This window comes from Flavobacterium sp. SORGH_AS_0622 (assembly GCF_030818825.1).
Lineage (GTDB): Bacteria > Bacteroidota > Bacteroidia > Flavobacteriales > Flavobacteriaceae > Flavobacterium.
Genome location: NZ_JAUTAX010000001.1, coordinates 2,857,034 through 2,870,891, shown reverse-complemented (window position 1 = coordinate 2,870,891; position 13,858 = coordinate 2,857,034). Strand labels below are relative to the sequence as shown.

General features: G+C 35.2%; 7 protein-coding genes. All 7 read left to right on the top strand.

Features of this window, described 5'->3' with window-relative positions; translation table 11 throughout:
• Positions 1–95: 95 nt before the first annotated feature.
• The 7 genes from QE431_RS12360 to QE431_RS12330 all read left to right on the top strand — a co-directional run bounded on the left by QE431_RS12360 (position 96) and on the right by QE431_RS12330 (position 13,689).
• Positions 96–2,120, top strand: a complete 2,025-nt coding sequence (locus QE431_RS12360) for a glycoside hydrolase family 127 protein (RefSeq protein ID WP_307296267.1) — start codon at positions 96–98, stop codon at positions 2,118–2,120.
• Between the two features lie 161 nt (positions 2,121–2,281).
• Positions 2,282–3,268 carry a pectinesterase family protein gene (locus tag QE431_RS12355; protein ID WP_281865840.1) on the top strand — a complete coding sequence of 329 codons (987 nt, stop codon included), beginning with the start codon at positions 2,282–2,284 and terminating at the stop codon, positions 3,266–3,268.
• 695 nt (positions 3,269–3,963) lie between these two features.
• Positions 3,964–7,359, top strand: coding sequence for a SusC/RagA family TonB-linked outer membrane protein (locus QE431_RS12350; RefSeq protein ID WP_307296263.1), 3,396 nt, complete (start codon positions 3,964–3,966; stop codon positions 7,357–7,359).
• Positions 7,360–7,378: 19 nt separating this feature from the next.
• Positions 7,379–9,355, top strand: coding sequence for a RagB/SusD family nutrient uptake outer membrane protein (locus tag QE431_RS12345; protein WP_307296261.1), 1,977 nt, complete (start codon positions 7,379–7,381; stop codon positions 9,353–9,355).
• A gap of 103 nt (positions 9,356–9,458) precedes the next feature.
• Positions 9,459–11,171 carry a polysaccharide lyase gene (locus QE431_RS12340; protein ID WP_307296259.1) on the top strand — a complete coding sequence of 571 codons (1,713 nt, stop codon included), beginning with the start codon at positions 9,459–9,461 and terminating at the stop codon, positions 11,169–11,171.
• A 71-nt stretch (positions 11,172–11,242) separates the two neighbouring features.
• Positions 11,243–11,932, top strand: coding sequence for a DUF3826 domain-containing protein (locus tag QE431_RS12335; RefSeq protein WP_307296256.1), 690 nt, complete (start codon positions 11,243–11,245; stop codon positions 11,930–11,932).
• A 50-nt stretch (positions 11,933–11,982) separates the two neighbouring features.
• The gene (locus tag QE431_RS12330) at positions 11,983–13,689 is read left to right on the top strand and encodes a polysaccharide lyase (protein ID WP_307296254.1); all 1,707 of its coding nucleotides are present in this window, start codon (positions 11,983–11,985) and stop codon (positions 13,687–13,689) included.
• Positions 13,690–13,858: the final 169 nt, after the last annotated feature.

The following is a 13,858-nucleotide window of genomic DNA, read 5'->3' as shown; positions in this document are numbered from 1 at the left end:
AAATTATAAGATAAACTTAATCTTATCAATTCAAGTTTAATAAAGTTTGTTTTAAATGAGATTATATTGCTTATATGGTTAAAAATCATTATAAAATGAAAAATTTTTTAAATGTTTCCCTTAGTTTGTTTTTTGTTAGTTCTGGATTACTGTCGCAGAACAAAGGTTTGGTTGCGAATTCAGAAAGTCCGTATTCAAAACTGCAAAGTGTAGGTTTACAAGATGTAAAATGGACAAATGGTTTCTGGAAAGAACAATTTGATGTAGAAACCAAAAAGACACTTCCGTATATGTGGGATTTGTATCATAACGATGAGATTTCGCATGCTTATAAAAACTTCGAAATTGCAGCAGGCATAAGCAAAGGAACATTTAAAGGGCCTTCGTTTCATGATGGTGATTTCTATAAGATTTTTGAAGGAATGGCAGCAACTTATGCCGTTACAAAAGATAAAAAACTTGATCAGGAAATGGACAAAGCTATTGCGCTTTTCGCGAAAGTTCAGCGCAAAGACGGCTACATTCATACACCCGTTTTAATCGATGAACGCTGGGGAACTTTAGGGCCGGAAGAAGTAAAAAAACAATTGGGTTTTGAGAAATACAATATGGGACATTTAATGACTGCTGCCTGCATTCATTATCGCGCTACAGGAAAAACTAACTTTTTGAATATCGCAAAAGGCGTTGCCGATTTCTTGTATGATTTCTACAAAAAAGCATCACCGGAACTGGCTCGAAATGCGATTTGTCCATCACATTATATGGGAATTGTCGAAATGTACAGAACGACCAAAAATCCGAAGTATCTGGAACTGGCCAATAATTTAATCGACATCAGAGGAACTACAAATGATGGAACCGATGATAATCAAGATAGAGTTCCGTTTCGAGAGCAAACAACCGCAATGGGTCACGCTGTAAGGGCAAATTACCTATATGCGGGAGTAGCCGATTTGTATGCCGAAACGGGAGAAAAGAAACTGTTAGATAATCTGGAATCGATTTGGGATGATGTAACGTATCGTAAAATGTACATTACGGGTGGTTGTGGTTCATTATATGATGGAGTTTCACCAGATGGAACTTCTTATGATCCAACTGTGGTTCAGAAAATTCATCAGGCGTACGGAAGACCTTTTCAATTGCCAAACGCAACGGCTCATACCGAAACCTGTGCCAATATTGGAAATGTTTTATGGAACTGGAGAATGCTTCAAATTACCGGAGACGCCAAATATGCTGATATTGTAGAGTTAGCACTTTACAATAGTGTACTTTCCGGAATGGATTTAGAAGGAGAAAAATTCCTTTATAATAATCCGCTGAATGTGTCTAATGATCTGCCGTTTCACCAAAGATGGGGAAATGAGCGTGAAGGTTATATCGCCTTATCAAACTGTTGTGCGCCAAATGTAACCAGAACAATTGCAGAAGTTGGAAATTATGCTTACAATCTTTCAAAAGAAGGTTTGTATGTGAATTTATACGGAAGTAATTCTTTGAAAACAAAATCGTTAAACGGAGAAGAAATCGAAATCGAACAGCAAACCAATTATCCTTGGGATGGAAAAATAACATTGAAAATTGTAAAGGCTCCAAAAGATTTACAGAGTTTCTTTTTAAGAATTCCGGGTTGGAGTCAGGATGCTTCGGTTTCAGTTAATAACGCAAAGAGTACTGAAAAAATCGTTTCCGGTGCTTATTTAAAATTAAATCAAAAATGGAAAAAAGGAGATGTGATCGAATTGAATCTTCCAATGCCGGTTGAATTGATGGAAGCTAATCCGTTGGTGGAAGAAGTTAAAAATCAAATAGCTGTAAAAAGAGGACCGCTGGTTTATTGTTTAGAATCAGATCAGCTTCCTGTGAAAACGAGTGTAAATGATATTGCATTAAATGTGAATTCGAAATTTACGACTAACAATTTCACCCTTAATAATAGAAACTTAGTGAGCATTGATGCAGAAGCGGTCATAAAATCTGATAATTCATGGAATAAAACTTTGTACAAACCGCTTAATTCGAAAGATGCAACTGCTGTACCAGTAAAATTGATTCCGTATTTTGCATGGGGAAATAAAGGCAAAGGCGAAATGACGGTTTGGATGTCGCATTAGAAATTGCAAAATAGATTCCTATTTTTGGTAGAGACGCACTGCTGTGCGTCTTACGCATTTAGATCAATAATTATTAGTGACAATTAAAATCAGCATCGCGTAGACGCACTGCGGTGCGTCTCTACAGATACACTTTATCTAAGACTTTAAAATGAGACTTTATGAAATACATTCTAGCATTATTTTTAATAACAACACTTTCAATTTCAGCACAAACGCTCGATAACAAATTAGCTTTAACCGTTGCGCAAGACGGTTCAGGAGATTTTCAAACCATTCAGGAAGCGGTTAATAATGTTAAAGACAATTCAGACAAGCGTGTTGTAATAACTATAAAGCCAGGAGTTTATAAAGAGAAATTGGAGATTCCAGTTTCTAAAACGTTCATCACTTTAAAAGGAACTGATCGAAACAAAACGATTATTTCATTTGATGATTATTCGGGAAAACCGCTTCGAGAAAAAGATCCATCAGGAAAGACCGCTTTTGGAACGGGAACTTCGTATTCTTTTTTAATAAAAGGAAATGATTGTACGCTAGAAAATCTTACTGTAGAAAATACCGCAGGAAGAGTAGGGCAGGCGGTGGCGCTTCATATTAAAAGTGATCGGGTTATAGTAAAGAATTGCAATCTTCTAGGTAATCAGGATACACTGTATTTATCTGAAGAAAAAACGCGTATCTATTTTGAAAACTGTTTCATCAACGGTACAACCGATTTTATTTTTGGTGCTGCAACAGCTTATTTTTATAAATGTACGATCGAAAGTTTAACGAACTCTTATATAACGGCAGCTTCGACTCCGCAAGGTCAGACTTACGGATTTGTTTTCGTTGATTGTAAACTTACAGCCAAAGACAAATTTGTCGATAAAGTATTTTTGGGAAGACCTTGGAGACCTTATGCTCAAACTGTTTTCATCAATACAGATTTAGGTTCGCATATTATTCCAGAAGGCTGGAATGCATGGATTGACACAAGATTTCCAGATAAAGACAAAACAGCTTATTATGCAGAATTTGGAAGTAAAGGTTTAAGTGCTAAAGGGATTTCTCAACGAGTTTCTTGGTCGCATCAATTGAAGAAAGAAGATATTAAAAAGTATGATCGAGATTTAGTCCTAAACGGATGGAATCCGAATAAATGATAAGCATTATAAGAGGTAACGGTTAAACACAACGAAATTTATTTTAACAAACCCGCTGAACATCTATGTTTAGCGGGTTTTTTGACGATTTCTGTTAAATGAACAGATAAAAAATAAGTATTTAAATTTTGTTGGTCAGAATTTACGTTTAAAAAAAAAATTTTTTTATAAAAAACATTTAAACTTTTTATACTGTCCTGTAACTATCCAATGTGTTTTTTTGTAGGTTATGTAGTATAAAATAAATATACTATTAGTATTTATCTCTATCGTTTTCGTAAAAAAAGCGCTTGGTATAAGCTCTTATTTATCAGCCACAATGGTTGTTATTTTGCAGATTATATACTATATGTTTATTTTTGATATTAATCTTGTAGAATTTTAATCAAATTAAGTTTGTAAATTTTGTTTTAAGCAAACATTTGTCTTAAATATTTTGGTTCGTCTATTTTTTCCATTCGTTTTTTATTAATATTGTTTTTTTAGTCGCATTTTTTTTGACATTCCTCGATTAAAACAGGATAGAGCAGGACGGTTCTAATGTATCATCATCATATTTTTGGAATATTAAAATAAATGTGTTTTGGACATTTAATCTTCTTTGTTAAGATTTCTTTAAGTAAAGTTTATTAAAACTAAAACATGTTTAAAACATGACTAACTAACAATTAATAACCTAACCAAAAAAAACATTTATGAAACAAGCACTTATAAAGAGATGTAGTTTTCTTTTGTTTACACTGATGAGTGTACTGAGTTATGCTCAAAACTCTACTCAAGTTACAGTAACAGGAACTGTTACGGATAATTTAGGAGGACTATTGCCTGGAGTTAACGTTACTGAAAAATCAACTAAAAATTCAGTTACAACAGATTACAATGGAAAATACCAGATTAAAGTAAAAAGTGGTTCAACATTAGTTTTTTCTTTCATTGGAATGAAAAAAACAGAAATACCTCTTAACAATCGTTCTATAGTTAATGCAAAAATGGAAGACGATTTTAATCAACTTGAAAACATTGTTGTAGTTGGTTATGGTAGTCAGAAGAAAAAAGAACTTACTGGAGCGATTGCTACAATTAAACCAGATGATGTGATGGATTTGCCTGTGACAAATTTATCTGATGCATTGAAAGGATTAGTTCCAGGAGTTAATGTTACTAGTGGGACAGGTCGTCCGGGTGAATCAGGAACTATTCAAATTCGTCAAACTTTTAGTTTATCTAAAGATGGAGGTTTTAGTATTCCTTTGATAATCATTGACGATATGATTCAAGTTGACCCGAGTAACGGTAAACCTACAATGGAACAATTTAATAGATTAGATCCTTCTGAGATTGAAAGTATTACTGTATTAAAGGATGGTTCTGCTGCAATTTACGGTTCTCGTGCTTCACAAGGTGCGATTGTGGTAAAAACCAAACGTGGTAAAGCTGGTAAAGCAAAATTTTCTTACAACAGTCAATTTGCTGTTAACGATGCAGTTAGCCATAGTAAGGTATTGAATGCTTATGAGTTTGGAGTTTTCAGTAATAGATTTTTTAATTCAAGAGTGGCTGCTCCAGCTGTAATTGATCCTACAACTATATATTCAGCTTCAGAATTGGAGCAAATGAAAGGTTTAAATTATAACTGGTTAGATGAAGCTTGGAAACCAGCTATTCAACAAAAACACTCTTTCAACGTGAGTGGCGGTAATGAAGATATTACGTATTTTGCAGGTGCAACTTATTTAACACAAGATGCTAATTTAGGAAACCAAAAATATGATAAATGGAATTTCCGTACAGGAATAAATGCAAAAATTGCTAAGAATTTAGATTTTTCTGCTTCTGTTTCTGGGAACGTAGGAACAGTTGATAAATCATTTACCAAAGCCTCGTCAAATATTAGTGACGGAAGTTATGCTTCTGCTTCTGGTGGAGAACAAGCAGATTATGGATTCTTGCTGCATATGCCGCAACATGTGCCTTGGGAAACAACTATAGATGGTAAAAATTATTATGTTTCTCCATTTCCTAATTCAAACAAAAACTTCGGAAGTGCAAATGCTAATAACAATATTGCTGGCTGGAACTATTTTGCAAATTTAAATAATGGTTCACATCAAGTTACTGATGATAATACATTCAATGTAAATGCTTCATTAAATTATAAAGTAGCTGCAGTTAAAGGATTATCTTTTAAGGTAACTTATTCAAGAAATCAAAGTTCATCATATACAGAACAAATTCAATTGCCATATGATTTAGTTAGAATTAGAGATTATCAACTTCAAGACAGACACTTAGCAAGTGCAGCTAATCCTAGTTTTTATAATGGAACAACTAATCCGGCAGGTAGTTATATTCTGGAAACGAATGCAAGAAACTCAAGAGTTTATTATAATAATACAGACGGAAAAAGTACTCAGGGAGATTTCATGATTAACTATGACAGAACTTTTGGAGATCATCAGATTGGCGCAATGGTAGGAGGTGAAGCTTCAGAAGTGTATAATACATTTACTCGTTTAGCATATGAAAACACAGGTAAGGACTATTTAGGAGATTATCGTACTGCGGGAACATTAAGCACTTCTAATAGCCAGGCTACAAAAGTTGAAGGAGGAACTTTATCTTATTTTGGCCGTTTCAATTATAGTTTCAAACAAAAATATTTGTTCCAGTTTATTCTTCGTAGCGATGCATCGACAAAATTTGCACCAGAAAACTATTGGGGAACTTTCCCATCTGTTCAAGTGGGTTGGGTAATGTCTAAAGAAAGCTGGTTCGAAAAAAGTGTACCGTGGGTTGATTTCTTTAAAATTCGCTACTCTATTGGTAAAACAGGTAAAGATAATATTCAACCATGGAGATGGGAGCAGTATTACGACCTTATTGTAGATAAAGGTTTTCAATTCGGTCCTGGTACACCTACCAGTGGAGGTGGATATAATGGAAATGGTTTAACTCCTAGAGTAAATCCTAATAGAGATGTAACCTGGGACACAACTATAAAAAACAACATTGGAGTTGATATTAATTTGTTGAAAAATAGATTAAGCTTAACTTATGATTTCTACTACGATAAGAATAAAGATATGCTAACAGATATGAGCAGTGCTGTAGGTGTGCCAATTTCTGTGGGAGGAGCTTATGCTGAACAAAACTATGGTCAGATTGATGCATGGGGACATGAAGTTGCTATTAACTGGAGTGATAAAATAAAAAGTAATTTGAGTTACAATATTGGAATCAACTTTAGTTACAATAATAATGAAATCAAAAAATTCCCTGATCAAGGAAATGTGCTTCCGTCTAGTAATACTTCGCGAGTGGGATATTCATCATTTAATCCAGTATGGGGATTTGCAGTTTGGAAAGGAACATCAACAGGAGACGGTATTTTGCGTACAGATGAAGATATTGCAAATTATTGGGCTTACTTAACTGAGCGCGCTACTGCAGTTGGAGGAGTACCAAGATATTTTGATATCAATTCTGCTGCAGGAATGAGAAAAGGATCTTTGGCTTATCAAGATGTTGCAGGTCAGCTTAATCCTGATGGAACTTTAGCACCAGCAGATGGGCAAATTATGAAAGAGAATGATTATGTGAAATTAGCAAACAGCAGTAGAACTTATGGTTTTACAACAAACTTAGGTTTTAAATATGAAGGATTCTCTTTGAGAGCTCAAATTGCAACATCTTGGGGAGGAGCTACTTTTGTAGACTTAGTAAATCAAGGTACATCATCTGCAAACAATATGTGGTCTCGTGAGAGTTTCTGGAGAGATATGTATGGTGATGACAATCCAAATGGTAAATATCCGAATGTAGCACAATGGACGTATATGTCTAGTCCATCAGACTTCTGGCAGCTAAATACTTTCCGTTGTTTTGTTAGAAACTTAAGTGTTAATTACGATATACCAAAGAAGGTTTTTGCAGACACGAAAATTGCAGCTATAACATTGGGTATAACAGGTAATAATCTTTGGGATTTATACAATCCTTATCCAGATCATTATAGAAATATGTATGATAATTCTTCAGTAAATTATCCTACACTTAGAACTTGGTCGCTTAATTTTAACGTATCATTCTAATCAAAATTAAAAAGAAACTATGAAAACACCATTTAAATATATAACACTATCATTATTACTTGCTGCAAGTGCGGTTTCTTGTAGTGATGATTTTCTAAAAGATAAGAAAGGTTATGGCTTTTATGATGATACGTTCTACCAAACTCAAGAGCGTGCACAAGCCTATGTAGATAATCAATATTATGATTTTTACAATGCTTATAAATCACCAACTTCTACAATTATTGGTTCTTATACAGATGCCAACTCAAGATTGACAGAGGAACTAGGAGGTACACAAGATTTTATTAATCCTAATAAAACCCTTGTAAACTCCGCTGATGGAAATGGCTATTACGGAGCAAAATTAACAACAAGCATTAATAACCATCCTTATAATAGAATTAGAGAATGCAACGCTTTTATAGAAGAAGTTGATGTAAAAGGTTCAAATTTGGATAAAACATTTCGTGATCAGGCAAAAGGACAAATGTACTATATGCGTGCGATGCAGTATTTTGATTTAATGCGCGTATATGGTGGTGTACCAATTGTTACGACTGTTCAGGAAGCAGCAGCTGATGATCCATCGATTCAGCTTCCGAGAGCAAAAGTTTCTGAAGTTGTAGCTCAAATCATAAAAGATTTAGATATGGCAGCAAGTTTATTACCTGGGAATTGGGCATCAGGTGCTTATGGACGCTTTACAAGAGGAGCAGCTATGGCACAAAAAGCAAGAGTATTGTTAACATTTGCGAGTCCTCTGTTTAATAAAAATTGGGATGGTTCAAATGAGCGTTGGGAAGCAGCTTTAAAAGCTGGATTAGAAGCAGAAGCTCAATTGACTGCAGACGGTTACGGATTATACGGAAGTAATGCAAAACAATGGGAACAAATGTTTTTAATTGACAATGCTTTTTGCTCAGAAGCAATTACAGTGCAGCTTTGCGGAACTGGTAATCTTTCTCAAGCCATTAATAATTCATGGGAAAAAGGAATTCGTTTATTGAGTTTAGGCGGTACAGGAGGAGGAGTTGCTGCTCCAAAAGAAATGATAGATTTATTTCCGATGGCAGATGGTAGTAGGCCAACTGCAGCAAATGGTTATAACGATTTTACTTTCTTCCTGAACAGAGATCCAAGATTTTACAGAACTTTTGCTTTCTCTGGTTCAAAATGGGGAAGTAAAGAAACTCCTAACAGCGTTCTTTGGGCTTACCGTTGGGTAGATGGTTCAAATAAAGCAGGTTTTTCAGATGGAAACACTGCAATCTCTAGTCCAGCTTTCGTTAGAAAAATGACTAATATTAATGCTAGTAAAGAAACCAACTTCCAATATTCGGGAACAGATATTTTTGAATATCGTTATGCAGAGCTATTATTGAATATTGCAGAATGTTATGCAGCTTTAGGACAGACTAACAGTACTTTAACTTATTTAGGAAGAATTAGAAATCGTGTTGGTATTCCTTCTGCAAACAATTATGGTATTGGAACATTATCTGATAAGTATCAGGCAATTGAAGCTGTTTTATATGAAAGAAGAGTAGAATTGGCGTACGAAGGAAAACGTTTCTGGGATGTTCAAAGATGGATGTTATATGATAATGAAGCTCTGCCAGGAGTTACAGGAGGTACAGTGAGTAAATTAGGTTTGACTCCAATTAACGGAACTAAACGTACGGGTAACTTTTTGCAGTACAGAGTTGCAACAACTTCTGCAACTACAGATCCTTTAGCTGCTGCTCGTGCAAGTGTAGTAGCAGATCCAGATGCGGCAAATTTTGGAGCACAATTAACAACTTTAGCAGCATTTTACAATGCAAACTTTATCCGCACGCCACTAATTACGCCGATGGATAATTTTAATGGGGCAGCTGTTAATATTAAATTTAATCCAAATTATTATATTAATGGTCTTAATACAACAGCTCTAACTTCAAACCCTTGGTTGTTACAAACGATTGGTTGGAACGATAATTTTGGAGGACAAGGAACATATAATTACCAAGAATAAATTATAATATCAAAAAAGAATTATCATATAAAACTTTTCACCTGTATTCGTCAAAAGATACAGGTGATTTGTTTAAAAAGAATTACCACAACAAGAAATTAACATGAAAAATTCCGCATTATTTATCGCATCATCGCTGCTTTTTTTAGGAAGTGCAAAATGTTTTGCTCAATATCCGAAGATAAGTCCAGAAGTTCAGGCGCAGGAAAAAGCAATTAAAGAAGAAGCTCAAAGACTTTCTGATGAAGCTTGGGAAAAAGCTTTAGTTATTATTGAAGAAGAAGCAAAACATGGTAAACCGTATATTCCTTGGGCAGCAAGGCCAACAGATTTACCTCAGGCCGAAATCCCTGCTTTTCCAGGAGCTGAAGGTGGTGGAATGTATACGTTTGGCGGACGTGGAGGAAACGTTTATACAGTAACAAGTTTAGAAGACCGCGGACCAGGAACTTTGCGTGAAGCATGTGAAAAAGGTGGAGCAAGAATAGTGGTATTTAATGTTGCCGGAATTATCAGACTTAAAAGTCCATTAATTATTCGTGCACCATACATTACAATTGCAGGGCAGACAGCTCCAGGAGATGGTATTTGTATCGCTGGAGAATCTACTTGGATTGATACGCATGATGTAATTATCAGACACGTACGTTTCCGTCGTGGAGAAACTTTTGTAGGCCGTCGTGATGATGCCATCGGAGGAAATCCTGTTGGAAACATCATGATTGACCACGTTTCTGCAACTTGGGGATTAGACGAAAATATGTCAATCTATAGACACATGTACAATCCAGGGCCAGGTTACCCAGACATTAAAGTTGGAACTGTAAATATTACGATCCAAAACAGTTTATTCGGAGAAGCATTAGATACTTACAATCATGCTTTCGGAAGTACTTTAGGTGGAGAAAACTGTTCTTTCATGAGAAATATGTGGGCTAACAACGCAGGAAGAAACCCTTCTATCGGTTGGAACGGAATTTTCAATTTTGTAAATAACGTAGTTTTCAACTGGTACAACAGATCTACAGATGGTGGAGATTATACAGCAAATTACAACATCATCAACAACTTCTACAAACCAGGTCCGGTTACCGATTTAACACAGCCAATCAGCTACAGAATCTTAAAACCAGAATCAGGAAGAAGTAAGTTACCTTATATGGTTTTTGGTAGAGCTTATGTTAATGGAAATGTTGTTAACGGAAACGAAAAAGTTACTAAAGACAACTGGGACGGCGGCATTCAGCTAGAGAATAAAAAAGGGGAATTAATGACTTACGATGAAGCAAAAGAATATTTTGCTAAAATGAAAACGGAAAAACCTTTCCCGATGCCTTGGTTTAATAAATTCATGACTGCTGAAGAGTCTTATGAATTCGTTCTTAAAAATGTTGGTGCAACTTTACCAATTAGAGATAAAGTAGACGAAAGAATCGTAAGAACTGTAAAAACTGGAGTTCCAGAATATGCAAAAGGATTAGAGAAAAAAGAATTCTATCAATTCGAACACAGACGTTTACCAATGGATTCTTATAAAAAAGGAATCATTACAGATATTTCTCAAGTGGGAGGATATCCAGAATACAAAGGAAAACCTTACGTAGATACTGATAAAGATGGTATGCCGGATGCATGGGAGAAAAAATACGGTTTAAATCCGAATGATCCATCTGATGCAAAAGGTGATTTAAACGGAGATGGATATTCTAATATCGAAGACTACATCAACGGAGTGAATCCAGCTATAAAAGTAAACTGGAAAGATCTGGCTAATAACAAAGAAACATTAGTTAGACCTTTATTAGATTTAAAATAAGGAATAATTTTTGAAAACATTCTTGTTTAGTAATGAGCAAGAATGTTTTTAAATAACTAAAAAATAAAATCATGGCACTAAATAAAATAAATGCTGGTTTATTATCGCTTGTTTTTGCCTTTTCAACTTTAAATGCACAACAGCATTTAGATCCTGAATATGTAAAGGTTACTAACGAAAGAGCTGCAAAAATCGTTACCAAATTAGATTTGAAAAACGAAGCAAAAGAAAAAGCAGTTTCAAACATCATTGCGCAACAGTTTAGAGATTTAACTGAAATTCAGGATGGAAGAGATGCTGAAATCAAAAAAGTAAAAGAAGATACCAGCTTAGCAAAAGAAAAACAAAATGAGAAAATTGATAAACTGAAATCAAAAGCAGATGAATCAATTGCAAAACTGCACAAATCGTACATCAAAAAATTAGGTAAAGAATTATCAGAAGATAAAATCACTGAAGTTAAAGACGGAATGACTTACGGCGTGCTTCCTATAACAGTTGCAGGTTACAATGACATGTTGCCAAATTTAACAGCAGAACAAAAAGATTACATCTACAAAGCTTTAGTAGAAGCTAGAGAACATGCAATGGACGGTGGATCATCTAAAGAAAAACACGGTTGGTTTGGTAAATATAAAGGAAGAATCAACAACTATTTATCAAAACAAGGTTACGATCTAAATAAAGAAAGTGCAGACTGGCACAAACGTATCGAAGAAAGAGAGAAGAGTAAAACAAAAGATTCTACTGCAAAAGAATAATCTCTTAAACTTTACGCCAAAAACTATTAACTACAACCACACACAATTCAATGCATAATATTTTCCCTAACCGTACTTTAAAAAGAACATTTATGGCGTTGTCATTTTGTTCTCTTGTATCATCTGCTTATGCGCAATATCCGGTAATTCCAAAACCAGTTCAGGAAAAAGCAGATGCAGTTTTAGCTGACGAAGAAAAAAGACTGAGCGAAATCTGGAATGCTAATCTTCACATCATCAAAGAAGAAGCAAAACAAGGAAAACCGTATTTACCTTGGGCTTCATATCCTAAAGATTTTGTACAAGCAGATATTCCTGCTTTTCCGGGAGCCGAAGGCGGAGGAGCATACACACAAGGCGGACGTGGCGGAAAAATATTTGTAGTTACCAGTTTAGAAGACAGCGGAAAAGGAACTTTTCGTGAAGCCTGTGAAGCAGTTGGAGCAAGAACTATTGTTTTCAATGTTTCGGGAATTATTCAATTGAAAAAAAGAATTAGCATGCGCGCGCCTTACGTGACCATTGCTGGGCAGACTGCTCCGGGTGACGGAATTTGTATTGCAGGAGAAACTTTAGAAATTGATACTCATGACGTTATTATCAGACACATGCGTTTTAGACGTGGTGCAACCGAAGTAACTAGAAGAGACGATGCATTGGGCGGAAATCCGATGGGAAATATTATCATAGATCACTGTTCAGTAAGTTGGGGATTAGACGAAAATATTTCGCTATACAGACATCAATTCGCAGCAAATGCAAAATCAAAACTGGAAAAGTTACCGGCTTGTAATATCACGATTCAAAACACGATTTCATCAGAAGGCTTAGATACTTATAATCACGCTTTTGGAAGTACAATCGGCGGATTAAACAGCACATTTATGCGCAATTTATGGGCAGACAACATTTCAAGAAATGCTTCTATTGGAATGTATGGCGACTTCAATTTCGTGAATAACGTAGTATTCAATTGGTGGAATCGTACGCTTGACGGAGGTGATTATCGTTCGATGCTGAATATCATCAATAACTACTTCAAACCAGGACCAATAACACCAGCAGATCAACCAATTGCACATAGAATCGTAAAACCAGAATCTGGATATATTGAACCAAAACAATACGGAAGAGCGTATGTTTCAGGTAACTTTATCGTGGGTTCTCCAGAAGTTACAGCAGATAACTGGAATGGTGGTGTACAATTAGAAGATCTTCCGGAAGCTCAAACAAAAGAGTTTTTAGCAGCAATCAAACAGCCAAAACCTTTCTCTATGCCAAAGTTTAATATCATGTCGGCTGAGGAAGCTTATGATTTTGTTTTGACGAATGTAGGAGCGACAATTCCAAAAAGAGATGCAGTTGACGAAAGAATCATCAAACAAGTCCGCACCGGAAAAATCGAAGTAAAAGATGGTTTAGAAAATTCAATCGGAAAAGAATATATCAAAAGAAGACTGCCTGCAGATTCTTATAAAAAAGGAATTATAACGCATCCTGACCAAGTGGGAGGTTATCCAACGTACAAAGGAAAAGCATACAAAGATTCTGATAATGACGGAATTCCAGATGCATGGGAGAAAAAATTTGGGTTAAACCCGAATGATGCTTCAGATGCTAATAAAGATGCAAACGGAGACGGATATACCAACATCGAGAAATATTTCAACGGAATTGATCCAAACAATAAAATTGACTGGACAAAAACCGAAAATAACAGAGATACATTGGCTAAATTAAAGGGATTGTTGCAATAAAGTTTTATATTTAGTCACTAGATTATTCTCAAATTAAACCTGATAGGTTTTTAAAACCTGTCAGGTTTAATTAACATAAAGATTAAACACAAAGTTTGTCATTTCGACGAAGGAGAAATCTCCGCAAGAAACTAACACAAAGTTTATCAAGCAAGTGGAGCAACTAACG